Source organism: Rudanella lutea DSM 19387 (assembly GCF_000383955.1).
GTDB classification, from domain to species: Bacteria; Bacteroidota; Bacteroidia; order Cytophagales; family Spirosomataceae; genus Rudanella; species Rudanella lutea.
Window position 1 is genome coordinate 125,810 of sequence record NZ_KB913014.1, and the last position, 24,548, is coordinate 150,357.

Annotated in this window: 21 protein-coding genes; 6 read left to right on the forward strand and 15 right to left on the reverse strand. The window is 49.2% G+C overall.

All coding sequences use genetic code 11. From position 1 onward, the window contains the following. Nucleotides 1-53: 53 nt before the first annotated feature. From RUDLU_RS0126290 to RUDLU_RS0126305, 7 genes are all read right to left on the reverse strand, one after another. Entirely contained in the window at nucleotides 54-1,097 is a 1,044-nt protein-coding gene (locus tag RUDLU_RS0126290; RefSeq protein WP_019991434.1) for a PDDEXK nuclease domain-containing protein, read from the reverse strand. Between the two features lie 27 nt (nucleotides 1,098-1,124). After that, a complete protein-coding gene (locus RUDLU_RS30380) occupies nucleotides 1,125-1,265 on the reverse strand; it encodes a hypothetical protein (protein WP_019991435.1) in 141 nt (46 codons plus the stop codon). Between the two features lie 75 nt (nucleotides 1,266-1,340). Further along, nucleotides 1,341-2,177, reverse strand: coding sequence for an HsdM family class I SAM-dependent methyltransferase (locus tag RUDLU_RS30385; RefSeq protein ID WP_245581754.1), 837 nt, complete (start codon nucleotides 2,175-2,177; stop codon nucleotides 1,341-1,343). Continuing rightward, the gene (locus tag RUDLU_RS30390; RefSeq protein ID WP_245581760.1) at nucleotides 2,096-2,335 is read right to left on the reverse strand and encodes a hypothetical protein; all 240 of its coding nucleotides are present in this window, start codon (nucleotides 2,333-2,335) and stop codon (nucleotides 2,096-2,098) included. Before RUDLU_RS30390 ends, RUDLU_RS30385 begins: the two co-directional genes overlap by 82 nt. 78 nt (nucleotides 2,336-2,413) lie before the next feature. Beyond that, nucleotides 2,414-2,548, reverse strand: coding sequence for a hypothetical protein (locus RUDLU_RS30520; protein WP_019991437.1), 135 nt, complete (start codon nucleotides 2,546-2,548; stop codon nucleotides 2,414-2,416). A 238-nt stretch (nucleotides 2,549-2,786) separates the two neighbouring features. Then, the gene (locus tag RUDLU_RS0126300) at nucleotides 2,787-3,716 is read right to left on the reverse strand and encodes a ParB N-terminal domain-containing protein (RefSeq protein ID WP_019991438.1); all 930 of its coding nucleotides are present in this window, start codon (nucleotides 3,714-3,716) and stop codon (nucleotides 2,787-2,789) included. 5 nt (nucleotides 3,717-3,721) lie between these two features. Next, nucleotides 3,722-4,675, reverse strand: a complete 954-nt coding sequence (locus RUDLU_RS0126305; protein ID WP_019991439.1) for a ParA family protein — start codon at nucleotides 4,673-4,675, stop codon at nucleotides 3,722-3,724. 244 nt (nucleotides 4,676-4,919) lie between these two features. On the opposite strand from RUDLU_RS0126305, the gene RUDLU_RS28485 reads away from it, so the two are divergent. Beyond that, a complete protein-coding gene (locus RUDLU_RS28485; protein ID WP_019991441.1) occupies nucleotides 4,920-5,414 on the forward strand; it encodes a tyrosine-type recombinase/integrase in 495 nt (164 codons plus the stop codon). A gap of 1,046 nt (nucleotides 5,415-6,460) precedes the next feature. Here RUDLU_RS28485 and RUDLU_RS0126325 read toward each other — a convergent pair. The 8 genes from RUDLU_RS0126325 to RUDLU_RS0126360 form a co-directional block, all read right to left on the reverse strand. Next, on the reverse strand, nucleotides 6,461-6,760 hold the full coding sequence (locus RUDLU_RS0126325) for a hypothetical protein (RefSeq protein WP_019991443.1): 300 nt from the start codon (nucleotides 6,758-6,760) through the stop codon (nucleotides 6,461-6,463). A 41-nt stretch (nucleotides 6,761-6,801) separates the two neighbouring features. Continuing rightward, nucleotides 6,802-7,335: a ParB N-terminal domain-containing protein gene (locus RUDLU_RS28495; RefSeq protein WP_019991444.1), complete on the reverse strand. Its 534-nt coding sequence runs from the start codon at nucleotides 7,333-7,335 to the stop codon at nucleotides 6,802-6,804. A gap of 19 nt (nucleotides 7,336-7,354) precedes the next feature. Then, a complete protein-coding gene (locus RUDLU_RS28500; protein ID WP_019991445.1) occupies nucleotides 7,355-7,885 on the reverse strand; it encodes a ParA family protein in 531 nt (176 codons plus the stop codon). A 582-nt stretch (nucleotides 7,886-8,467) separates the two neighbouring features. Continuing rightward, nucleotides 8,468-10,528, reverse strand: coding sequence for a sulfatase-like hydrolase/transferase (locus RUDLU_RS0126340; protein WP_169578096.1), 2,061 nt, complete (start codon nucleotides 10,526-10,528; stop codon nucleotides 8,468-8,470). 13 nt (nucleotides 10,529-10,541) lie between these two features. Beyond that, nucleotides 10,542-12,041: a RagB/SusD family nutrient uptake outer membrane protein gene (locus RUDLU_RS0126345; protein ID WP_019991447.1), complete on the reverse strand. Its 1,500-nt coding sequence runs from the start codon at nucleotides 12,039-12,041 to the stop codon at nucleotides 10,542-10,544. A 16-nt stretch (nucleotides 12,042-12,057) separates the two neighbouring features. Further along, on the reverse strand, nucleotides 12,058-15,420 hold the full coding sequence (locus tag RUDLU_RS0126350) for a SusC/RagA family TonB-linked outer membrane protein (RefSeq protein ID WP_245581755.1): 3,363 nt from the start codon (nucleotides 15,418-15,420) through the stop codon (nucleotides 12,058-12,060). Between the two features lie 225 nt (nucleotides 15,421-15,645). Next, nucleotides 15,646-16,779 carry a FecR family protein gene (locus RUDLU_RS0126355; protein ID WP_019991449.1) on the reverse strand — a complete coding sequence of 378 codons (1,134 nt, stop codon included), beginning with the start codon at nucleotides 16,777-16,779 and terminating at the stop codon, nucleotides 15,646-15,648. Nucleotides 16,780-16,821: 42 nt separating this feature from the next. After that, nucleotides 16,822-17,421: an RNA polymerase sigma factor gene (locus tag RUDLU_RS0126360; protein WP_019991450.1), complete on the reverse strand. Its 600-nt coding sequence runs from the start codon at nucleotides 17,419-17,421 to the stop codon at nucleotides 16,822-16,824. Between the two features lie 348 nt (nucleotides 17,422-17,769). On the opposite strand from RUDLU_RS0126360, the gene parS reads away from it, so the two are divergent. From parS to RUDLU_RS0126380, 5 genes are all read left to right on the forward strand, one after another. Beyond that, nucleotides 17,770-18,183, forward strand: coding sequence for a type II RES/Xre toxin-antitoxin system antitoxin (gene parS / locus RUDLU_RS0126365; RefSeq protein WP_044131337.1), 414 nt, complete (start codon nucleotides 17,770-17,772; stop codon nucleotides 18,181-18,183). Continuing rightward, on the forward strand, nucleotides 18,183-18,347 hold the full coding sequence (locus RUDLU_RS29485) for an RES family NAD+ phosphorylase (RefSeq protein WP_245581757.1): 165 nt from the start codon (nucleotides 18,183-18,185) through the stop codon (nucleotides 18,345-18,347). The genes parS and RUDLU_RS29485 overlap by 1 nt, the downstream gene beginning before the upstream one ends. A 991-nt stretch (nucleotides 18,348-19,338) precedes the next feature. Then, a complete protein-coding gene (locus tag RUDLU_RS0126370; protein ID WP_019991452.1) occupies nucleotides 19,339-19,995 on the forward strand; it encodes an RNA polymerase sigma-70 factor in 657 nt (218 codons plus the stop codon). 22 nt (nucleotides 19,996-20,017) lie between these two features. Further along, on the forward strand, nucleotides 20,018-21,016 hold the full coding sequence (locus tag RUDLU_RS0126375) for a FecR family protein (protein WP_019991453.1): 999 nt from the start codon (nucleotides 20,018-20,020) through the stop codon (nucleotides 21,014-21,016). Nucleotides 21,017-21,076: 60 nt separating this feature from the next. Beyond that, complete coding sequence (locus RUDLU_RS0126380; RefSeq protein ID WP_157580842.1) at nucleotides 21,077-24,547, forward strand: SusC/RagA family TonB-linked outer membrane protein; 3,471 nt, start codon at nucleotides 21,077-21,079, stop codon at nucleotides 24,545-24,547. The last annotated feature ends 1 nt before the right edge of the window (nucleotide 24,548 follow it).

The window sequence follows — 24,548 nt, forward strand, 5'->3', positions numbered from 1 at the left end:
GAAAATAACCTCTATTAAACGCACTGCTCCGCGTTAAGCAGATTGTCTGGTAATTATTGATCTTCTTTCGCTTTTTCGAGTCGCTTTCGAGCCTGCTCAATGGCTGTATGTAGCTTTTGCTCCAGTAAGGTGCGTGGCAGTTGATGCGTCAGGTATTCGGCCACTCGGATATCGCCTTTGTCGAGTTCGAGCAGTTCAATATGCTCGTGCGATTTTTCGGCACAGAGTATCAAGCCGATTGGATTATTCTCTCCTTCCAGCATCTCATGCTTACGAAGCCAGCCCAGATACAGTTCCATCTGCCCTTTGTAGGCAGCTTTAAACCGTCCCAACTTGAGGTCTATAGCCACCAGTCGACGTAACCGACGGTGGTAGAAGAGCAGGTCGATCCGGTGGTCGTCGCCGTCGATGACAATCCGTTTTTGTCGGGCCATGAACGCAAAGTCGGAGCCGAGTTCGATGATGAACTTCTGTAATTCAGAAACAATGGCATCTTCCAGTTCTTCCTCTGAGTACGTCTTTTCTAAGCCTAGAAAATCAAGTACGTAAGGGTCACGAAACACCATGTCGGGCGTTAGCCGGTCCGTTTCATGCAACTCTGCCAGCTCACGCCGGATGGTTTCGTCAGGCTGTTGCGAAATAGCGGTACGCTCGTACAGCATTCCGTCGATCTTTTGCCGCAGCATCCGTACACTCCACCGCTCCAGTCGGGCCATTTGGGTGTAAAACTCCCGCTTTAGGTCGTCTTTGACGTAAAGCAGCGTAACCAGATGTGACCACGTAAATTGTTCAGACAGTGTCTGAATAATTGATACGTCGGGATAAAGCCGGGCTAACTCTATGGCATTGGTAAGGTTTGCGGGGCTAAACCCTTTGCCGTATTCAGCCGTAAGGCGGTCGCTCAACTGCCGAATGGTTTGCTTGCCGTATTCAGCCCTCCCCTGCCCTAATACTTCAATGTTGATGCGTTTGCCGATAGCCCAGTAGAGCCGGGTAATTTCCGCATTAATAACCAGAGCCACCTTCTGCCTCGACTGCCCGATCAGTGCACGGAGGTCATTAAGTAAATCGGGCGAAATAGGTGAGTGATTAGTCATATAGTTGGGTTAGTATTTCTTGTTTTTTTACGATTCGAGTTTCTGATTCGCCCCGGTTGTCTGCGTGAGTAATGCCTTCAGCGCCTGCAAATCGGCCTGCCGCTCGCGGTCGAGGGCTTCAATCTTGTCGATTAGCTCAGTGGGCGTATCGTGCTGCTGGACATGCATGACTTCTTTGTAACGCTTGATGCTCAGGTTGTAATTGTTGGCCGGATGTCGGCCACCGGCTCAGAAAAGCTCTGATCAGTTCTGGTATGTGTCGTCTTCCCGGCCGTGCCAGCGGGCCACGCTGTCGGGAATGTCGTTGGCGGCCGTGGCCTGGCTTTTATCATCGAGCGTGAAGCCATCGTCCCGCATGTCGTAAAACCAGACAGCGCCCGTACCGCCCGCGTTCGTTTTGGTGAAAATCAGAATGGCCGTGCTCACGTCGGCGTAGGGCTCGAACACCCCGCCCGGCATCTCCATGCCACCCTGCAACTGATGGCGGTCAATAAGTACCTGCCGAATCTGCCGATGGGCTTTAGAGGATCCGAACAATACTCCATCGGGTACGATCACAGCCGCCCGGCCACCCGCCCTCAGACCACGTAGCATTAGGATTAGAAACAGGAGTTCCGTTTTCTTAGTGTTAAAGGTCTGTAAAACTCGCTTTTCTACAGCTTCGTGATCCAAACTCCCATTGAACGGCGGGTTAGCCAGCACCAGCGTAGCGCGATCAGTAAAGCCCGCGTTGGCTTCCGACAACGCATCCATGTCAATCAGATTCAGTCGTTCAATCCCGTGCAACATCAGGTTCATCACCCCAATGCGAATCATCGTCGCATCGAACTCCATGCCTAGGAACATCGATTCATTGAACCGTTTCCAAAACTCAGGCTGAAAGAACTCGCCGACATGATGCTGATGGAGGTACTCAGCCGGGCCCACGAGAAAGCCGCAGCTTCCTGAGGGAGGGTCGCAAACGACGTCATCGGGTGTATGGCGCATCAGGTCAACCATCAGTTTGATGATGTATCGAGGGGTATGAAACTGCCCATTTTGCCCAGCCGTCGCGATTTTAGCGAGCAGGTATTCATACACATCACCCTTCGTACGCGGTCTTCCATGCGCACGTCGGAGAGCAGATCGACAACCTGTGTCAGCAAGCGGGGCGAGGGAATCATAAACGTAGCTCCTTTCATAAAGCGGTTGTACGCGGTGCCCTCCACATTTCCCAGGCTACGCATAAGCGCAAACACACCATCAGGCGGGTAAAAAGCGTAAAGAGTTCTTCGGGGCCGAGGTACCGGAACCGGCTCCAGCGCAGGTATTGCTGTTCATTCTGGCTGATAAATAGGCGATTCAACCGGCTTGCCTGTATACGTGGCCTTTTGTTCTTTCGCCAATTGAATATCATCGAGCCGTTTGATGAACAGCATCCGGGCCGCCGGGGCGGTAAGTAATCTGCTCAATTACAGTCAGCGGGTTGGTGATACCGCCCGTCCAGAAAGCATTCCATATTTTGTCGATTTGAGTACGTTGATTGCCGGTAAGCATAGAAAGGGGGTAACGTCTTGAATTAATGGTGCCAGATTGACACCATTTTTTTCTGGTTAGGCACGTTATAAATGGTGTCAATCTGGCACCATTTTGAGGTGTCTTTGCGGTCGCTCGATAATGGTGCCAGATTGACACCATTATCGGCAAGGCTTATTTCACCTGCTTTTTGGCTTGCTTCAGCAGAGCAATCAACTGATCGCAGTCCGCGACAAACTCCGTCGCGTTCGGGTCGAGTGTCTTAGCTATCTGAGCTATCTTTTTTAGTAGGTTCCTGACCTCTTTTGAAACGGTTGCGGGTATAGCTGTCGGCTCTGCTGCTTCAACTGGCGCAATAGCATTTACATCTGCTAACGATAACGGCCGGGCTTCCGGCGAGACCATTTTTCCAATTTCACGGACTACCTCTTTGGGCAGTTTCTGCGTACCCTTCAGTACCTCCTCTTTCAAGGAAGGTTCCAGGCGGTCAAGTCCTTCAGAATAATCGCGATCGCGCAGGATGGTGCGGGGCGACACATTGAACTCTTTCGCCAATTTATCGCGGGTACGTTCCGCCGGGGCGCCGGCCGCTTGCTTTTCTGCTTTCTCAGTACCACTCCTCCCCTCTTCAGCAACCGGACGGCCTACCGTCTGACGCTCGTTTCGGTACTTCAGGCCACGCAGGTACGACATCTGTTCTGGTGTCAGGTTTCGCCGTCCCAGTTGGTTGTCGATCATGAAGTCGCGCACGGCCTGAAGCGTCGGAAACTCACGAAGCGATATTTTGAATTCCACTCCATTCGAGGAGCAAATTTCATGTCGGTTATGACCGTCGATCAGTACGTTCACCGGGGTGTCATCGGCTGAACCATCGACCAATCCCTGTGTCGTCTGCCAGATCAGCAACGGCTCGCGGCACCCGTCTTTCAGAATATTACTTTTTAACTGCTCATACTCTCCCACTTGCAACGGAGGGATCAGAGCTTTAAGTTCTGGAAGGATCGTAATGTTGGCCTTCACCTCGTCGAGCATACTCTGCATGAGGTTAGCCGTATTGCGATGCAGCACGGGCGGCTCGCCGGAAGCGGTTTTAAACTTCTTCATCTGTATCAGGCTGGATGTTTAGCCACCACTTCATCGGCCAGGGCTTGGTAATCAGTGGCTCCGGTAGAGGTAGGTTTGTACTCAAAAATATCCTGACCGACGTACTGCGATTCGGCCAGTGCGATGTTCTGCCGGATTTCCGTCTTGAAAAACGGCTGGCCTTTCAGATCAGCCCGTACCTGCGCCATCAGTTCCCGGTGCAGTACCAATTGGGGGTTTACCCGCGCCATCACAATGCCCTCGACGCCTAAACGCGCATTAAACGATTCCTTGATGTCATGGATCAACTCAAGGAGGTTATACATTCCTTTGACGGCCGAGGCTTCCGGCTCCAGCACCACCAGGGCCGCCGTAGAAGCGACCAGGGCCGAATACGTGAAGATGGTAAGCGAAGGCGGGCAGTCGATCAGGATGTAGTCGTATTGCGTCAGCAGCGGGGTCAGTGCATTACGGAAGCGAAGCACTCCGCTCGGCGTTTTGGTCAAATCCGCTTCGGCTCGGGCCAATTCCAGATCGCTCGGCACCAAGTGGTAGTTTTCTTTCAGCGGCACAACCGGAATAGGAACATTCTGGGTCAGGGCCTGAAGCAGTTGCTGCTCGGGGTTGTGTACGCCTAAACTCTGCGACAGATTACCCTGCGAATCCATGTCGATGAGGAGCACCGACTGTCCCCGATTCGCCAGTCCTTTACCCAAGTTAATAGTTGTGGTGGTCTTACCCACTCCCCCTTTATGATTGACGACAGCCAATACGATCGCCCGGTGGTTCAGAAAATCGTCAATTCCATATTGGCGAAGCACTGGCACCAAAGCTTTCAAATGGGCTTCACTCAGGGTACGTTGCCCATTCATCGCTTTGGCCAGTGTACCAGTTGGCAGGCCAGCCTCTTTGTTTAAGCCCGAATGAGAAAGCGTAGGCTTCTTTTTCAGGAATTTATACACCTCCTCGTGTGTCAGCATAAGTTTAGGCGCTTTTTTTGCCATAAATTTATACCATTAAAACAAAAACAGAAGCAATTTGGTAAAAATTTTTACCAAATTGCTTCTGTGCGCGCCAATTCCGAATTACATACAGCCATACGTAGGGCCGGAGGTTGAGTTTCAGCCCGTCGTGCTGGGCATCCGCCAATGATGAAGCCCAACATCTGGTGTAGGGCGTTGGGGTACGAAGCCGAACGCGACGCTGGCCAGCATTGATGCCCCTTTGAACAGAGCCATTGTGGCTCTGCTGGTATTGGAAGGACTTCGTTTCGTCGAGGTAACGCGGCTGACCGTCGGCGATGTGGAGTTTGACAAGGGGCAGCTCCAGATACGTGGCAAAGGGAAAAACACAAAAAAGGCCATTAAGCTCTTTGCCCCCTGCGCCAAAGCCCTTCGCCAGTACATACAATCTGATGGGGTAGTTTCGCCGACCTCTCCCCGCTCTTACCCAGATAGTCGGACCGCCTTATTTCCCGAACTGAAAACAGCCCAGATCCGCTACCGGGTTGACAAGTACCTGAGAGCCCTTGATTTGAAACGACCCAAGATGTCGGCCCATAGCCTGCACCACACGGCGGGGCAGATCATGATTGACAAAGGAGTAGAGCCGATGTGGGTGCAGTACCATCTTCGGCACGAACTGTTCGAGACGACGCAGTTTTACATTAAAAAGCAGACAGAGCGCGACTACTTCGTGAAGATGCCGAATACGATGTGAAGTAGTATTTAAGTGTATCGCTTGGCTATAAAGAGAATAAAGCCTATTCAAGTTTTGAATTTACCGATGTCCGGCTTAGGGCGCGGGGTTTTCAGGAAGTAATGCGTAAACCTTAGCATATTTATTTTATAGTTCATCCGCAATTCGTTGCAGTTCCCATACCTTCCAGCAATTGTAGTTTAATTGACGCACCATAAGCTTTCGACGGGTCAGCTGGGCCTTTTGAAGCACTCAACTCGACAGTCTCACAGCATCGGGGAGCTAGTCTTTTTCGAGAAACGTATACAGCCGTCCGTAAGCGGGAATTAGTTGCTGCCGGATAGCCTGTTCATACTGACGGGTAATGTCAGCTATCAGGGATAAAGCCATCGTGCATGGACGCAGTAGGGCCATAGAAGGTACTTTGGATCAAATCGTCAACCAAAAACGACTGTAGCTGCCTGATAACCCGACTCACAACTTTCTTAAGAAGAACCCGTCCTGATGGAATACCTCGCTTAAGAACACCAATGGTAGATTCAGTCAGATCCACGTAATTGTTTATGCGAGCCAGAAAGTCGGCATAGTCTCTGGGAGTGCGGAAGGGTTGTAAGCCATCTTTACTTCCCAATCGGGCCATATTGACATAAATTCCGTTCAACTGACCTATGGCAAACAAGTGGAATGGAAACCGTAGCTCTTCGAGTTGATCGGTCAGGTCTTAGCGAAAGCAGTCGAAGGTCAGACGATCAGAAGTCGGCAAAATGGCCTTCTCGGCTAGGAGGTAGGTGGGCGATTCGTTCCCACTGCTGGTCGGTGATTTCGTAACGGCGTAGACTACAAAGATGGAAAGCTCGGCTAACTTTACCTAACTGTCAACACACTCTAGTTTAAGCAGTTAAACAGGAAGAAAATACACCAGAATTTTTGCTCCCCCTTCCTTACAATTCGGGCTTACTCATGTTTCGAAGCATCAGGTTTAATGTGGTAAATTTTACCACATTAAACCTGATGCTTCGAAAAGTCGGAGGAATCAAGTAAATCAAGCAGGTTCTGAAGGCGGGCAGCTAACTCAAGACAATTGCCTTGATGGATGGTAAGGGACCCTTTAGTTGTTGTGATAGCTGAATAATGGTTTCAATGTTCTCTGTAATTGAAACCTTAGGCGATGGGTTTACCTGGTTATTTACCTCGAGTACATCCTCCGTTTCTTCAACAGAACCTACAAGCGCCATATTTATCTCGGTAGGTGACCCAATTGGGTGGGCAGGTGTATCCAGTTCGCCAAGAGCTACAATATCGCTTTTCTTAACTTTAATCTTTCGAGTCAAGACATCTTTCTTCAACGAATCGGATAGCTTATCCATGCCTTTTGCATATTGTGCATCGATTCTGATCGTTTTAGGACTTACATTAAACTGATCGGCAAGAACATCTTCGGTACGACGTTTAGGTGTATCAGTAGCTGACTGGTTTGGCCTTCAGGCTTTTTCTTTAAGGTCAGGTATTTTTGACCTCTCAAATAAGCCATCTGTTCAGCTGTAAGATTCCTACGGCCCAGTTGATTGTCAATCATGAAACTGAGAACAGCTTCTTTATCGTCAAATTCACGAAGAGAAATCTTAAAATCAATTCCATTGCGTTGACATATTCCGTACCGATTGTGCCCATCAATTAAGACGTAAATCAAGGTGTTGTCAGAATTTCCATATAGGGCATCTTTTGTGGTGTTCCACACCAGCAATGGTTCCCGACAGCCATCACGGATAATATTAATTTCAAGTTGTTCGTATTCATCCTGACCGAGGGGGGGGGGGGGAATAAGTGATTCAAAATCAGGGAAGATAGTAATTTGAGATTTGATTTGTTCTTGTTGCACCAGGGATCCGGCTTCCTTACGAATTAGTGGTTTTTGTCCAAATTGACTTAGGCTTTTTTTCATGATTGTCGATGGAAAAGGATTAATTGCCAAAATGAGTGACATATTCACTCGCAAGTTGTTTGTAGTCTTGGGCCCCAGGGGAAGAATTGCTATACTGAAATATATCTTTCTGAGCGTATTGGGATTCTTTTAGAGCTGCATTGAGTCGAATCTCTGTATTGAGTACCCTAAAATCTGAGAGATCCTGACGAACAGTCTGAATAATCTCTTTGTGTATAACTAATCGACGGTCAACTCTGGTAAGTATGATTCCATCAATCATTTCAGCGTCGGCCAGTTCAAGGTCAGACGGTGCTAAACTCAGATTTTCAGAAACGTTGATAACCGGCAGGGGCGCATCCGTCAATAAGGCGTGTGCCACCTGACTTTCAGGCTGCTCCACCCCAAGAATCTGACTTAGGTTGCTCTGTGGGTCCAGATCAACTAATAATACGCGAAAACCACGGCTGGCTAAAGCAGCCCCTAGCGAGGAGGTGGTCGTCGTTTTGCCGACTCCGCCTTTGTGGTTAATCACTGCAATCACTCTCGCCTTAGTGTACAACCCTTCCATGTAGCCATATTTGTTTAGAATAGGCTCAAGCTTAGCCAGATGATTTGCATTGAGAGTGCGAGTGCCCAAAAGCCCTTAGGCGAGGGTTCCTTTGGGCAAACCAGATTCTTTTTCCAGCACCGAAACTGTCAAGGCAGGATTATTCTTTAGGAATAGTTTTGCGCTTTCGAGCGTCAGCATAGTGTCGGGGTTTGTAAAGATTTCATTGCAAACGAAGCAAAATCCCTCAAATTCCGTAATAAAATCCTTACAAATACTTCAATTATTTATCCGTACAAAGAGTAGTACCATGCTAAGGGCATATCTCTTCTACATTTAACAATCGTCAGCCTAAAATCTTGCTTCAAACACTAGCTAACACCAGACTTCACAAGCCCAGAGACGGTATGCCCTACCTGCTCAGAGGTTCAAAAAAGATGATAGGTACTTCTGCTGAAATCACTTTACGCTATCATTAACTGAGTTTCTAACAGGAAATCATCGGCCAATTCCTACCCTATATCCAGACAAGTCTATTCATAATGAAGCCAGCTTCCTTTGTAAAAGCTGGCTTCATTATGAATAGACTTGTTTGTAATGCCCTTAGTTAGACGCCGAACCAGTTGGGTTCTGGTAAAGGGCCAGCGGCTTTGCGGTAAATCCAGGTCCACTCCATTGGACGGTCAGCGCGGGTACCTTTGTCGGCCCGCTGGTATAAACCAGGCTAACCGGGTGCATCCCTTTTGCCAATCGAACGGTAGCAATATGGGAATGGCCAGCCCTGTTTTGCCTACCAGCATCGAGGATAGTAGCCTCGTGAAGCCGCATCACCGCACCCTGAACGGTCTGTAGCGCAAACGAATATTCACCATCTTCCGGCACAGCTAACAAGCCTCGAAACTCAATGACCATACCTTTACCCGGGGTTAGTATATCGACATTCAGTCCTTCGCTTACACCAGATTTTATCGGCCCTTCCCGCAAGCTGGTCGGCAGGGGTGCCCAAGGGGAGGTTATCTCGTACATCCGGTAGGCGATTCCCCGTTCTGTTGCTCTCACCTGGCGCAAAGCTGGCATAAAATCCCGGTCATATGGACGTACTGCGCTGGTATCCGGCCTCCGGAGTTGCAACACCCGATCCTTCATTCGTTCCTGTAAACGCTGGAAATAAAGGCTACTTCCAGCCAGATTGGTGCGCTCCTGAGCATCAACCCGGGTATCGTAGATCTGAAAATCATCCTGAGACGACTTCAGGTTTATCCGTATTCCTTTGTAGCCATCCTCATAGATCACCTGCATCTCCCCATGTGCCTGACCTCGGTGCGCGGGTAAAAACTCCTCAAACTCGGGAGTTTTGCCGGTGACCTGGTATTCGATGTAGACAGTAGGCGGAGTTTGCTTTCCTTTTCCAGACAGGAGCGGCAGCAGCGAGACACCATCTGTATTTGCTGGGGCGGGCACAGCTGCCATGTCTGCGAGCGTCGGAAGCCAGTCGTGGAAACCACTCGGGGTGTCGTCCCGGCGACCGGCTCCAATGTGACCTGGCCAACGGGCAATCAGCGGTACCCGAATACCCCCTTCCCAGACATCGCGCTTGATGCCGTCCATGGAGCCGTAGCTGTCGAAAAAAGTAGGCTGGTAGGGGCCGTAGCCATACGACTCCGTGTGGGGGCCATTGTCGGAGGTAAATACCACCAGTGTCTCCTGATCAATTTTCAGGTCTTTCAACAGTTGCATCAGGTCTCCAATACCATCGTCAATCCGTCGCACCATGGTGGCATGCCGTTTTTGCTCATCGGGCCAGGGTTTCGATGCATAATCGGGGTGTATATAACTATCTATATTTTCAGAAGCGGTGTTTATATACCGGCCGTCCTGACCAAGCCACTGTACTCCGCCCTTCAGGCCGCCCCCCTGAGGGTAGGCTTTGGCAGGCACCTGCAAACTCGCATGCGGGGTATCATACGCCAGATACAGGAAGAAAGGTTCGCCTTTCCGGGTTTGATTTTGGGTAGTTATCCACCGTTTGGCAGTAGCCGTAAACAGATCTGCTGTATAAACACCCTGAAGCTGCCGGGAAATTTCTTCGTTTCCCTGATAAAGCTCTACCGGTGGCCGCTCACGAGCCGGGTGTGCCGGGTAATGGTTGTGCCCGTCTCGATGCCGTACGTACCCCAGAAAATAATCAAAGCCCCGTTTGGTCGGATAGGCTTCCCAAGTTTGGGGACTATCCCCCTGCAATCCCTGTAACCCCCATTTCCCGACCAGCGCCGTGGCATAACCAGCCTGTTTCAAAACCGACGCAATGGTGTGGTTATCTGCCAGAGCTTTGTCAAACTGATTATTTCGAATATTCGCATGGCCCTGGTGGACCCCCAGCATCAGCGACGCCCGGGAAGGGGCACAAACCGGAGCCGGTACGTAGTGGCGGGTCAGGAGCATCCCCTGCCTTGCCATGTTGTCCAGATGAGGTGTATGCAGGTTAGGCTTTCCAGCACTCTGCCGGCCATTTTGGTACAACACCCCCAAATCACCGTACCCCAGATCATCCGTCAGGATGAAAATGATATTGGGCTTTTGTTTTGAGGGTGGGGTTGACGAGCGGGCAGCTATTGACGCAGCCAGTAGCAAAATCACACCAAGAATAAGGGTTCGTATCGACATGACGTTCGCCTGCTTATTTACCATACCCTGCATTCTGAACTAAGTTCGGATTCCGCTCCAGCACGATAGTTGGAATTGGCCACAGGTAATCCCGGTCCTTATTGAACCGCCGAACCCCCAGCTTCCCACCGGTATAATTCACAATCTCTGTATTCATCACGATCTCGGCCGTACGCCAGCGCCGGATGTCGTGGTAGTAAAGTCCCTCTCCCGCTAACTCGATCCGGCGCTCGTGGCGGATTTCTTCCCGAAGCTGGTCTTTAGTCAGGTCTTTGGGGAAAGCCGGCATGCCAGCCCGCTGACGAATCAGATTCAGAGCCGAATAAATTTCAGGGCTGGGACCTGCTACCTCGTTCTGGGCTTCGGCATACATCAGCAATACATCGGCATACCGGAAAACCATGTAATTAAGCTGCGATTGATTCTCGGCCACCGTCACGCCGGCTTCGTTATCCTTATAGACGGTATATTTTTTCTGACCAATACCGGTAAAGCCAAAAGTGGTAGGCGTTACGAGCCGCGCCCGGAACTGAGTACCGGGCAGGATGTTGGTCTGATAAAGGCGCGGATCACGATTGTCGTACGGTTTGGCGTTATTGAACAAGGGCGATTTGGCCGCTGGTAACCCATCCACCATGTAGTAGTCGTTGAGCAGATCGGGTAGGGGAGCGATGGAATTGAAATCAGTGAAGGTTATATCCAGACTATGCGTGAACTCGGGCAGTTTGAACTGCACATCGAAAATCACTTCCGAATTTCCTTCTTTATCCAGCTGAAAAAGCTCCCGATAGTCTGAAAACAGGGTAAACACTTTGCTATCGATAATCTGCTTTGCGGCTTCGGCCGCTCCCGGATAATCGCCTTTGTAGAGCATCGTCCGGGCCTTCAGCGCCAGTGCAGCCCCCTTGGAAGCATTTCCCCGCGAAGCCGCTGTCTGCGGCAGATCAGGGATAGCCTCGTTACAGTCCTTGATGATCTGGGCGTAAACTTCATCCGCCGAATTGCGCGGCAGTGTACCCTGCTTTTCCAGATTGGGGGTTTCCAGAATCAGCGGTACGCCCCCGTAGAAACTCCAGAGATTGTGATAGTAAAGTGCCCGCAGGAATTTGGCTTCAGCGATGTAGCGCTTTTTAGTAGCCTCATCCACCGTCACCTGGCCAATGTTATCCAGTAAGGTATTGGCCCGCCCGATCCCGGTGTAGCAGGCTCCCCATTTATTATTGATGATACCGTTGTTAGCAGCATCGTGGATTCCCTGCGCAATGAAACCTCCCCCGCCCGTATTGTTATACGTATAGGCATTGGGGGTTGCAGCTTCCATACCAATCATAGACACGTTCCCGTAAATATTACCATTTACGAGCTGGTTGTATGCCCCGATCAGAGCCGCTTCGGCATGCTGGCGGGTTTTCCAGAATTCGTTTTGGGTCAACTGATCCGTAGGCGGAATGTCAAAAAACGACGTACATCCGGTCAGACCGACCGTTAAGAGGGCGACTATATATTTTTTCATGGTAAGTGCCTAAGAGTTAGAAGGTGAGGTTCAGGCCGCCGGTGATGGTTTTGGGAATAGGGTAGGCGATGATTGTTTCATTAGCCGCATTCCGCTCTGGGTCACCCAACGAGAAGTCAGTGAAGGTGAGGATATTCTGCCCGTTTACAAAGGCCCGTACCCGGCCTACGCCCAGCCGTTTGGTCAGTGAAGTAGGCAATGTATAGCCAAGCTGGATGTTCTTAAGCCGCAGGTAGGAGGCATCCCGCAACCAGAAATCCGATACCTGGAAATTCTGGGGATACCCGTTGGCCGTGGTCAGACGGGGGTACTTTGCGTTTGGATTTTCAGGCGTCCAGGAGTCGGTCAGCCAGTCATGGGTAACACCAGCCCCGTTTCGATACGGAAAACCCAGGTTGGCATTGACGTAGTTAGTTACCCCTTCAACGCCCTGCAAAAACGCGGAGAAATCCAGGCCTTTGTAATCGGCCCCAAGGGTAAAGCTATACGTGTATTTTGGAAAGGTGTTGCCGATGATTTCCCGGTCCTGATTATCGATCTTGTTATCGCCATTCAGATCGCGGTACCGAATATCGCCGGGCAGAGTAACCGTATTTTGCCGGGGAGCGCCGGTGATTTCATCCGCATTCTGAAAATATCCCATCGCACGCAGACCGAAGTATGAATCGATAGGATACCCTTCGAAAATAACCCGGTTCCCATTGAAAATTTGCTGTCCATTGGTATTCAGCACTGTGTTAGCCACCTGAGTCAGGTTTCCTCCCACATTATACCCTACTTTGCCAATTTTATCGCGCCAGGTAAGGGCTACCTCGATCCCTTTGTTTTGCACCTCGCCCACGTTCCGAACCGGCCCCGTCAGGTTACCTACCTGCTGGGGAATATTCACCTGCCGGAGAATACCGGAGGTTATTTTGTTGAACCAGTCAACTTCACCCGTCAGTCGCTGATTAAAGAACCCAAATTCCAGACCGATGTCGGTCATCGCGGTCGTTTCCCAGGTCAGGTTTTGCTCTGCAATTTGCGTAATCGCCCCGCCCGTAACAACGTTGTTATTGAAGTTGTAGTTGATACCTGAGGTGACGGTGGGGACAAAGCCGTATAGCTGCTGCGGTTGGCTCCCCAACTGGCCCCACGAAGCCCGTAGTTTGAGGTTTGATAAGGCCTGAACACCCTTTAGAAATGCTTCTTCGGATAAACGCCATCCAGCAGAAATAGACGGGAAAAAGCCCCAGCGCTTGTCGGCGGCAAAACGAGAAGAGCCATCGTAGCGGAAGTTGGCTTCAAACAGGTACCGGTCATTAAAGGCGTAGTTGACGCGCCCAAAAAAAGACATCAGTCTTGATTGGGAGGACGTCCCCTGCACCACCGGATTGGCGCTGCCGGCATTCAGCTCGGAGATCTCATTGGCAAAATAACCTTGATTGGCCGCGCTGAAATTACTGTTGCTGAACATTTCCAGGCTAAACCCGCCCAAAGCATCGACCGCACTTCGGCCCATCACTTTATTCCAGGTGAGCGTATGAAAATTCGTCAGACTCAGAGCGTTGTTCAGCTCCTGACGCACGCCCCGGGGAGGGATATTTCCCATAGGGGCAATGGCTCCGGTTTTGGGCTGCTTCAGATCAATAGATGGGTTATTAAATTTTTGCGTAGCAAAGCTGATGTTGGGGGCAACCGTTACCTTATATTTCAGATTGGCCGGCAGCTGCACTTCGGCAAACAGGTTAAACAGAGCACTGAAACTGCCATTTTTCCGGAAGCCTTCCAGCGCCAGTGCATACGGGTTCCGGTAGAAGTTATGACCCGGTACCCGCACCCATTGGTCTGCATAAGATCCATCGGCCAGCGTGGCAACCTGCATCGGTAAACCCCGGTAAATGAGCCCCATCAACCCACCTTCACCGTTCCCTTCATCAGAGGTAAAGGCCGTTTCGCGGTAATCCCAGAAGTTCGCTATGATGTTCCCGCCCACGCGCACCCGCTTGTTGATCTCAGACGCCAGGTTGGTATTGATCGAATACCGCCTGGCTCCCGAACCGATCAGCACACCCTGCTGATTCAGATAGCCCATGGACAAGGCGAACGAAGTGCGCTCATTCCCACCCGAAAACCGGAGATTATGCTCCTGCTGGGGGGCTTTTCTGAACATGATGTCAAACCAGTTTGAGTTTGGGTAGATGTACGGGTCAGTACCAGTCTTATACTCATCGATAAGGGCCTGCGGATACTCGGCGGGGCTCCCCTGATTGGCCAGGGCCCGGTTCTTACCTTCCATATACGCTACCGCATTGGATACCACATCCGGGAATGTAGTGGCTTCCTGGTAGCCTCCATAGCCATTGTAATCTACTTTGAACCGACCCTTTTCACCTCCGCGCGTTTTTACCAGGACCACGCCATTGGCAGCCCGGTTTCCATAAATAGCCGCGGAGGCAGCATCTTTCAGAACAGTTATACTTTCAATATCGGCCGGGTTAATATCCCGCAAGCTGTATTCTACCCCGTCGACCAGGACCAGTGGATTGGTGTTAGTCCCAAACGAACCAACCCCTCGAATACTGATGGTGGCCCCATCATTACCCGGCCGTCCCCTCGACATGTTGACGTAGACCCCGGAAAGGCCTTGTAATGCCTGGGATGAATTGGTGATAGGTCGGTTAGCCAGAAACTTCTGGTCAATGGTTGCAACGGACCCCGTCAGGTTAGCCCGCTTTTGCACTCCATAACCAACTACGACTACCTCACTAAGGAGTTTATCATCGGGGACCAACTGAAGTTCAAGGGTTGTCCGGCTACCAAGGGCTATCTCCTGTGTGGTATAGCCTACCATCGAAAAAACCAGAATCCGCTCCCCTGACTCCGGCACATTCAGCCGAAATCTACCCTCAGCATCCGTTGAAGTCCCTCGGGTAGATCCTTTGAGTAAGACGTTGACGCCGGGCAGGCCTTCGCCGGTTTCACTCGTTACCCGTCCATTGATCAGCTGGTCCGCGGTTTGTAAGCTGGTAAGCTTTTCAGCGGGAAAAACCTGTACGCTGCTGGTTGGAGAGGCCGTCGAGAGCTGCTTCAGAATGATTTGGTTCCCAATAATGGTGTACGTAAGCTGGAGCGGTGGCAGAAGGTTATTCAGGATATAACCCAAGGTTGCGTTCTGCGCCTGATACGTGACTTTGCGATTCGCCTGGATGATTTGAGGGCTGTAGGAAAATTTGATACGGGTCGATCGTTCTATGGAAGTCAGAACGGTTTTAACTTTCTCATTATACACCTCAATACTCAACCGACGGTCAAGCAGTTCCTGTGCACTGACGTCGGTTGCCCAGGACAAGCCGACAAACAGGCAGGAAACCAGCAGTTGAACCATCGAAAATTTCATAATCCTCAACAGTAAAGGGTTACTTTTTTTCATACTTTTAACGGTAGTTGTTCGATTGTTTGAGTTCGGGCAATACATCCCCATGCAGCCTCTGGAAGGCTGGGCCGCAATGCATTGTCAATGGGCAGGGAGTCAGCCAGTGGTTGTGCAAGAACCACTGGCTTTTTTGGGAGTGGGGTAGGGGGTTATACCTTGGTCATAGGCCGGTTGGGTTTACGGTTAGGTTTACAGATTTTTACAGCCCTTTGCAGTAAAAATGACCTGACCCTCAACTATCTCGTACGTAGCACCGATAGATTGGGCAATAATCTCCAGCTTCTGGAATAAACTTTCATCCGAGAGCGAAGCGGTCAATTCGCAGTCCTCCAGCACCTCGGCATTATAGATGATGTCGATGCCGTAGGCCGCTTTAAGCCGTTCCAAAACCTCTACTACAGGTGTTTCTTCAAAGACAAAGCTGTTCTCGACCGGGATCGTGGTCGGTAAAAGAGCCGGCTGCTCAACAATAGATTTGGTGAACTGCTCATTTCGTCGAGAGAAAATCACCTGCTGGTTAGGCTGCAGCAAGACACCATCCAGAGCTTGTCGGGGCAGTCTAACGTCCTTGCTTGTGTGGCGGTAAACACTAACCTGTCCATGCTGAACCTGCACGACCAGGTTATCCGCGTTTTCTAACGCTTTCACCACAAAACGGGTACCCAACACCTTCGTCACAATCTTACCCGCAAACACGTAGAAGGGCTTTTTAGGATTTCTGGTTACCTCGAAGGTGGCTTCGCCTGACAAATAAATCGAGCGATCATCCTGGCCAAGATTGGGTGCATAACTTATTCGGCTTTGGGGCTTTAGCCAGACCTGGGAGCCATCTGGCAGGGTGATTTCTCTGATCTGATTCGATAGATTCACCTGTTCAGTTTTCGCTTGGGGCAACTGGGCAACCTGCTCCCGGTACGAATAGCCGGTATCTGTAGGGTAACGGTTTAGCCAGAGGCCTGCCCCGAGTGCCAATGCGACACTGGCTGCGGCAGCAGTTCGGAACCAGGACTTTTGCCAAATTGGAACTACCTGGGTAACGCCTTCTTCCACATATCCGGCCTGTCTGTTTGTTGCTCTGATGCGCGCGAGTAAGTACGCTTCAGCTTCTTCTGAAAGGTAGGTACGAGCATAGGAGGTTAATCCCAGGCGCACCGCTTCCAGTAGCTGAACCGCCTGTTGCCAATCTTCTCTCTTGTGCGGGTGCGCCTGCAACCATTCCTCCCAGCCTTGCGTGGATTGTGCAGTTGGCTCCAACTGATGCTTCAGAAAAGCGTCATCACAAACAAAGTCAGTGGGAGAATAATGTTGGTAGGTGGAGCGCACAGAAACAGTTGTTTTTGTCAGTAGATGACAAAGTGACTGTTTTCATACTCGGACAAATGCGAATAAATTTAGAAAAAGTAAAATAAATGCCAGTAGCCATTTTCGGAGCTTTTCGACGGCCCGGAAGACCAGATTCTGGGCCGACTGCCGGTTTATATCTAGGACCTGGGCAATCTCGTGGTAATCCATTTCTTCGACAAACCGTAGGCGAACAGCCTCCTGCTGGCGGGGTGGTAGCTGGCTAATCAGCTTTTGGACCAGTTCCTGGCGGTTTGTCGTCTCCTGCTGCTCGGAGAGAAGCTCCTCTGAAGACGGTTCCGCCCAGAGTTCATCGAATTCTACCTGAGACAGCGGCTGATAAGGGCGTTCTTTTCGCTGCATCAGGTGAATCATGCGTGTTTTCAGGGCTTTCAGTAAATAGAAGCGAACGTTTTCAGGTTGCCCAAGGCGGTTTCGCTTTATCCAGATTTCAGCAAATACATCATGAATACAGTCCAGAACAAACGCTTCGGAAATGGGCGTCAGGCTCATACCATAGCGGTACATTGGCCTGATATGAGTCCGGTACAAACTTGTGTAGGCCTCTTCGTCTCCCTGCTGGAAAGCCTGCCAAACCTGAATATCGTCTGGATGGATCGACACGGTTGAAGATTACATGGAAAGTGACAAATAAGCCAATTCAGTATGGTGGTCTGCATTCTACAAATTAAAAATGAAACCATCAGGCTTTACCTACTTCTCTCGGGTTCCAGCCATTTGTCATCTTGGAAAAGTAGTTATTATCTCATTACAGGGGTGGTCGATGTACATGCTCAGCTTCAGGCGTTTGAAAAAACAACCACGCCGAAGATTAACGCTTAACGTATCTCAGTTTTTTTTGGAACGCAGTCCCTTAAGCACACGATCGCTTTAAGTAGCAAGGGCACCAAATGTATCAAACGCGTGTTATATTGCCATCAAATGAGACTGATTTAGTCACTAATTACCCCTATGGCAACCCAATCCGCGATACCTACCCTAAATCTGGTGAAGCTCAGTCCGCTTCAGCTGATCGACCGGGCCCGACAGGGCCTAGTCGGAACCGAGCCGGGCCGGGTGGCCGGGTTGCTGCAGGTTACCGACAAAGAAATGGCCCGCCTGCTGAATCAGTCGGTGGCCACCTTTCACCGGCAAACCAAACTCCCGCGATTAGACCCCGCTACTTCCGAACGACTCCTGTTGCTCACCCGCTTAGCCCTATACGGTGCTACCGTGTTTCAGGATCAAGGTAAGTTTACCCGCTGGTTGCGCCGACCCCTGCGCCTGCTGGACGACCGTTCTCCGCTCGACCTACTGGACAGCACCACTGGGATCCAACTGGTGGAGGATATGTTAGGACGTATTGAATACGGCGTGTTTAGCTAATGGCTGCAGCTGAAGATCCAATCCTGCTTTACCGGATTCAGACCGATGCGCATCGGGACACGATTCTGGACGGAATTGGTGCTCGTATGCGGGGTGGGCGCTGGAATGCGAAAGGTCGCCCGATGGTTTATACGTCCACTACGCCAGAACTGTGCTTTCTGTAATACATGGTTTATCTGGAGGGTACTCAGACTACCAACAGCCTGAGGTTATTCATTTAGGGTACCCAGCCTAATCAACCCGGAGAGCTTTCTTCCCTGTGGGGAGGTTGGTTGAAGGCATAGTGACATATGGGATAGGAAACCAATTGAGTGGGTAGCTGTACAACGTTGAGACGTATCGGCCGACGACAGTCGATACAACCATCAATAGCGGTGCACTGATAAATATCCAGCGCAATCTTACAAACGTCATAAGTTCTCACTCTTCTTGTGCCGGTCGAGAATAGCGAATGGGAGATGATTATTACTATAGCGTTGATGGGTTCACGCTGATGCTTACTGAGTTACGAGCTGCCGTTAGAGCCAATACCTTCATCGAATACTATTAAAAAAGAGAAGACCGAATGTGGGTTTTAAAAGTTGTAGATATCTCAAGTCTAAAGCACCCATCCTTCCAATTGGCTATCCAACTTCAGATGAGCTATGATAAGGTCCACGAGAATGGTCTGTAAGTCTGAAGCCAAAAGAGCAGTGCGCTAACCACGTTTTCCATTCATCGCTTCCTAAAATATCCTAACTTCATCAGGGAGTTGGCTGTTGATCAGCCTAATCACGTTTGGATGATTTACATTACTAATAGTTCATTCTTTACGATTGTCTGTACAACTCGTCAATAACAGATTCTCCTCGAAGCGGATTTAGTATACGGTGTAGCCTAAACTCAACATGTTGTTAACTGTTAGGCAACTTTACGTATGGCTTTGAAGCAGTTACAGAAGCAAACAGCGAAGCCTTGGTTTTACAAGCGCGGGTCATTTCATGGCTATTATTCCGGAGTGCTGAATTCACAACCTGTAAAACAACTATGTTTTGACAAGCCCATTCTATCCGCAAAAATGTAAGTCAATGTTGCAGGGATAAAAAAAATTTAGTATTTGACTCAGGGGTATTTGCACTTTTCTGGTCTTAACCGTAAATGTAAGCGGTTGAGATCATGAAACCCTTTCTAAATCAAGTTGAGCTACTTTCATTAAAAGTGGACCAGGATAACCGCACTGAAGAATTCTCTGAGTGGGTAGACAAAGAGCTTTTTCTACGGAATGCTTTTGCGCAGGAGCCAAGCAGGGGATGTGAGCTTTTATTTCGAGCTTATTATAGGGAGTTATGTAGCCATGCAGCACGCTTTGTTTATTCTCGACAAATAGCCGAGGACATCGTTGGTGAAGTCTTTCTTCGCTTTTACGAAAGGGAGCATTACAAAAATATCTCTTCGTCCTTTCGAGCGTATTTATTCCGGGCGGTCAGAAACCTTGCACTTAATCATTTACGGTACGAAGTAGGTCAATTCGAACAGGTTAACAACCTGACTATGAATGATATATACTCAGAATCAGAAGATCCTGATCATATCCTTCAAATGGATGAACTAAACCGCAAAATCAACGAAACCGTAAAACATTTACCGCAACAAGCCCAACGAGTATTCATTCTTAGTCGATTCGAAGGACGGACTCATGCAGAAATCTGCACTGAACTTAATATTCAGCCCAAAACGGTGGAGAGCCATGTAACTAAGGCTCTCCAAGCTCTTAGAAAAGCACTTAAACAAGGCTGGTTGAGCCTTCTCTTTTTCCTATCCTCGATCGGTTGAACCATTCTTACTCGAAGAACACATGAAAGCTCCTGTAAATAAGGATTTCTTATTCACCCATTTTGAGGGCCGAACCACACCGATGCAACGACAAATTCTTCGGGAATGGCTGTTTGAAGCAAGTCATCAAGAAATATATTATGAGTACCTACAAGAATGGGAGCAGCTTCATCCCCAACTAATTACCAATCCCGAGCAGGCATACGCCCGATTTCAGAGTCAAATCAATCGCTGTGTAAGTCAGTCATTACCTAAAAAACAGCCTAACCGGTTTCTCACGGTCAAGTTCATAGCCGCTTGTTTAACTGCTGTCATTTTAAGTCTTACCGGTTTATGGACCCTGCAAGAGACGATTTTTTATAAAACGGAATCGACAAACTACGGGGAAACAAAGTCGTTAGAGCTTCCTGATGGGTCGCAGGTGATCCTAAACGCGAATACTCAATTAACCTATCCACGTTTCGGTTTTGGAAAAACTGACCGACAGGTTATGCTCAAAGGCGAAGCAGAATTTGATGTCAGACATACAGAAAATCAACTTCGCTTTGTGGTAAATATGGAGAGGGACGTTCGGATTGTCGTGTTAGGAACAAAGTTTGTTGTTAACGCTCGCCCTCGGGGTACACAAGTAATCCTTAGCCGCGGAAAAGTACAGCTCAATTACGCGTACAGACAAACCAGGCAATCGATAACCATGACCCCTGGGGAACAAGTTCGGCTTTCAGCTAATACTCCTCCTCAACGAAGTATTGCTGTTAATCGAAGCTCAGTAACCAACTGGAAGGAGCATCTCTACGAGTTTAATAAAACCCCCTTGCCTGAAGTTGTAAATCTTCTTGAAGACAACTTCGGCCTGAAGGTGCAGCTGTCGCCGGAGATGACAACTAAAACGATTACCGGGCAATTCCATGCAAATACAGGTGATGAATTACTGAAAGCCCTGAGCGAACTGTACAATGTACAAATCCAAAAATCAGGCAATTCAGTAGTCTTGAAACCAGCCATTTACGCAGCTGAATGACACTAATTGAATGTCATTTGCCTAATCCAATACATTTCAAACCTGTTGGCCTTATTCACTATGTCTCGATTTTTTCTACAAGTCTGCTTCTTTGTTATAGCGGCCTGCCTGTTCGCAAAAGTAAATGCCGAAACCCCCTCGCGTTTACACGTCAACGTACAGGTAAACGCTGCTACCCCTCGTATTCTAACGCTTCGAGCAACCTTACTCGAATTACAAAGCTGGTATAAAGTTGATATCCTGTTCGAGGAAGAGGCAATGTCCGGAATAAGTGTGTCATCTGAATTATTAGATCGTTCGGCAACACTGGAAAGAAATCTACAGGTACTGCTCACGCCCAAAGGGTTCCGTTTCAAACAGATTAGCAAAAACGCCTATGTGGTGCGACGGGCAAGAAATCGTACTACAGTAGGTGAAGTCGAATCAAAGTCAGGGTTCGACATGGCTTCTCCGATCTGGGCACATTCAGTGATGGTTCCCGTATCTGGAATAACTTCAGTTACCAGCAGAGTCCTTCCTGATGAGGGAATATCAGGTCGGGTGACTGACGAAAAAGGAGATGGGTTACCGGGAGTTAGTATTTCTATCAAAGGGACAACGCAGGGAACTACTACCGACGCAAATGGTAACTACAGGATTTCTGACGTAAGGAAAGGGAGTATATTGGTATTCAGTTTTGTGGGATATAAGCTGCACGAAGAGCTGATCCAGGACAAAACCACCATCAACGTATCCTTAATCGTTGATAATAAATCTCTCGACGAAGTAGTAGTCGTGGGCTATGGTACAGTGAAGAAAAGCGACCTGACGGGGTCGGTGGCTTCCATCAACAATACTGAACTCAACAAAACGCTCAATACTTCCTTAGATCAAAGTTTACAGGGACGGGCTGCGGGTGTGCAGGTAACCCAGTCGAATGGTCAGCCGGGGGGTGGTTTGTCTATCCGGGTACGGGGAGGCAACTCAATTACCGGGACGAATGAGCCACTGTATGTGATTGACGGGTTCCCGGTAGGAGGCAGTCCAAATGCCGGGGTTTCATTGGGAGCAGATGTTAATCCTTTGGCCAGTATTAACCCAAATGACATTGCAAGCATTGAAATTTTAAAGGACGCTTCGGCCACAGCTATTTACGGAGCCCGGGGTGCTAATGGCGTTGTGATGATTACGACCAAGCGAGGTAAGGCCGGCCGTTCGAAAATTGACTATGAAACGTACATTGGAACACAGGAACTGGTAAAACAAGTCCCTTTACTAAATGCCCGGCAATATGCTGAACTCGTCAACGACGCTCGGCAACAAGCGTCTCTAGCTCCGGCGTTTTCGCAACGGGCCTTAGATAGCCTGAATACTGCTGGAACAGATTGGCAGGCCCAAATTTTCAGGAGAGCTCCTATTCAAAATCATCAGCTCACCATTTCTGGAGGAAACGAAAAGATTCAGTATGCTGTAGCCGGAAACTATTTCAACCAGCAGGGAATCATTATCAATTCTGGCTTTAATCGGGCTAGCGTACGTACTAATCTGGATGTGCAGGTTACAGACTGGTTGAAAATTGGCACCAATCTATTATTCAGCAGGACCAATAGTCAGATTGTCCCAACCGACGCAGCAGGTGCCGGCACTCCAGGTGTCATCTGGGCGGCACAAAGTTATTCGCCCCTATCTCCGGTTTTTAACCCGGATGGAACCTACCAGTTTAGCAACTCTGAACCTGCCATTGGTAATCCCGTAGCCTATGCCCGGTTAGTGGATAATAAGAGCGGTACAACACGTTTCCTGGGTTCTGTTTTTGCCGATCTTAGTTTGGCAAAAGGCTTGGTGTTGCGCATAAATGCGGGCCAGGATTACTCCAATAATAAGGAGAGCCTCTACATCCCGAGTAACATTTTTCTAGGTCAGCCGACCAAAGGACAGGGGACAATTGGGGTAATACAGGCCAATTCTGGGCTGTTGGAGAATACCTTGACCTACAAAAAGAAATTTAATCAGCACGATTTTAATGTGCTGGCTGGTTATACAATCCAGACGAACCAATCTGACCGGGTAAGGGCTTCGAGCCAAAACTACCCCTTTGACCAGATCGGCGCTAATAACATTGGCTTGGGAAGTACCTTTTTAGCACCGGCCTCTAATATCACCTCTTCAAAACTAGTGTCGTATATAGGTAGAGTGAATTACGCTTATAAGGAACGGTATTTATTCACAGGAACGATGCGTGTGGATGGCTCAACACGCTTTGGAGAAGGAAATAAATATGGCACGTTTCCTTCTGGTTCCTTTGCCTGGCGGGCCATTGAAGAGCCTTTCATGGAACGTTTCTCGAGGGTTATCAGTGATTTAAAGCTACGCACAAGCTATGGCTTTACGGGCAATCAGGCCATTCCTCTCTATCAGTCACTTCCCTTACTAGGAGGAATTCAAACGGTGTTTAATGGAAGCATTGCAGCCGGGATTGCACCAACGAATATCTCCAACCCAAATTTAAAATGGGAAACAACCGCACAGTTTGATGCAGGTATTGATGTTGGACTCTGGAGTAATCGGGTTTCAATTACATTAGATTATTACCAGAAGCAAACCCGTGACTTACTCATCAACATCACCCTTCCAGTAACCTCGGGCTTCGAGACCATGCTTAAGAACGTGGGGCAGGTAAACAACACTGGCTGGGAGTTTAGTCTCTCAACCATTAACCTGGACAAGAAAGTACGCTGGACCTCTTCACTCAACCTGACGGCTAACCGAAACAAAGTGGTCAGTCTGGGAAGTATCAATCAGTTTCTGACAGGGACAGCCCTGGTCAATGTATCTAATTACAATATTGTGCGGGTTGGTGAGCCGGTTGGCTCGTTCTTCGGGTTGATCAATGATGGTATTTTCCAGAACCAGTCTGAAATTGACGCTTCGGCCCAAAAAACAGCCCGCCCCGGCGACCGGCGTTATCGCGATCTCAATGGCGATGGTATTATTGACACGAACGACCGAACACTGATTGGAAATGCACAACCCAAACTCTTTGGTGGTTTAGTCAATACAATTTCCTATAAGGGGCTCGAACTGAGCGTTATCCTTAACGGCGTTTTTGGCACTGAAATATTCAATGTAAACCGGTTCCGCTTGTACGCTCTTGGAGCCGGTTCGGGGGGCGCAACCTTCTCTGGAGCCTCCAACAATTTTGCTGACGCAGTGAACAGATGGACGCCCACCAATCCGAGTCAGACAATCAGTCGGGCGAATACAATCTACCCGGGTGATATCCTCTCTACCTTTCAGATTGAAGACGGTTCTTTTGTGCGGGTCCGCAATATCTCTCTGGCCTACAATCTACCCAGTGCTTTTCTCCAGCGAATCAAGCTGCGAAACGTACGCTTGTACCTCTCCGGGCAAAATCTGCTGACATTCACGAACTATTCCGGTTTTGATCCAGAAGTAAGCCGTTTTGGGCAGACGGCTACGAGTGCCGGAATCGATTTTGGGGGGTATCCTTTAGCTAAACTCTACACTGTTGGTCTCAATATCGGCTTATAAA

What these genes read in the sequence shown, in the direction of transcription:
- RUDLU_RS0126290 (WP_019991434.1), bottom strand. Translation starts at nt 1,097, where the DNA reads ATGACTAATCACTCACCTATTTCGCCCGATTTACTTAATGACCTCCGT.
- RUDLU_RS0126325 (WP_019991443.1), bottom strand. Translation starts at nt 6,760, where the DNA reads ATGGATAAGCTATCCGATTCGTTGAAGAAAGATGTCTTGACTCGAAAG.
- RUDLU_RS28500 (WP_019991445.1), bottom strand. Translation starts at nt 7,885, where the DNA reads ATGGAAGGGTTGTACACTAAGGCGAGAGTGATTGCAGTGATTAACCAC.
- RUDLU_RS30380 (WP_019991435.1), bottom strand. Translation starts at nt 1,265, where the DNA reads ATGCATGTCCAGCAGCACGATACGCCCACTGAGCTAATCGACAAGATT.
- RUDLU_RS28495 (WP_019991444.1), bottom strand. Translation starts at nt 7,335, where the DNA reads ATGAAAAAAAGCCTAAGTCAATTTGGACAAAAACCACTAATTCGTAAG.
- RUDLU_RS0126340 (WP_169578096.1), bottom strand. Translation starts at nt 10,528, where the DNA reads ATGTCGATACGAACCCTTATTCTTGGTGTGATTTTGCTACTGGCTGCG.
- RUDLU_RS0126305 (WP_019991439.1), bottom strand. Translation starts at nt 4,675, where the DNA reads ATGCTGACACACGAGGAGGTGTATAAATTCCTGAAAAAGAAGCCTACG.
- RUDLU_RS0126345 (WP_019991447.1), bottom strand. Translation starts at nt 12,041, where the DNA reads ATGAAAAAATATATAGTCGCCCTCTTAACGGTCGGTCTGACCGGATGT.
- RUDLU_RS0126375 (WP_019991453.1), top strand. Translation starts at nt 20,018, where the DNA reads ATGAAAGCTCCTGTAAATAAGGATTTCTTATTCACCCATTTTGAGGGC.
- RUDLU_RS0126300 (WP_019991438.1), bottom strand. Translation starts at nt 3,716, where the DNA reads ATGAAGAAGTTTAAAACCGCTTCCGGCGAGCCGCCCGTGCTGCATCGC.
- RUDLU_RS0126370 (WP_019991452.1), top strand. Translation starts at nt 19,339, where the DNA reads ATGAAACCCTTTCTAAATCAAGTTGAGCTACTTTCATTAAAAGTGGAC.
- RUDLU_RS29485 (WP_245581757.1), top strand. Translation starts at nt 18,183, where the DNA reads ATGGCTGCAGCTGAAGATCCAATCCTGCTTTACCGGATTCAGACCGAT.
- RUDLU_RS0126380 (WP_157580842.1), top strand. Translation starts at nt 21,077, where the DNA reads ATGTCTCGATTTTTTCTACAAGTCTGCTTCTTTGTTATAGCGGCCTGC.
- parS (WP_044131337.1), top strand. Translation starts at nt 17,770, where the DNA reads ATGGCAACCCAATCCGCGATACCTACCCTAAATCTGGTGAAGCTCAGT.
- RUDLU_RS0126350 (WP_245581755.1), bottom strand. Translation starts at nt 15,420, where the DNA reads ATGAAATTTTCGATGGTTCAACTGCTGGTTTCCTGCCTGTTTGTCGGC.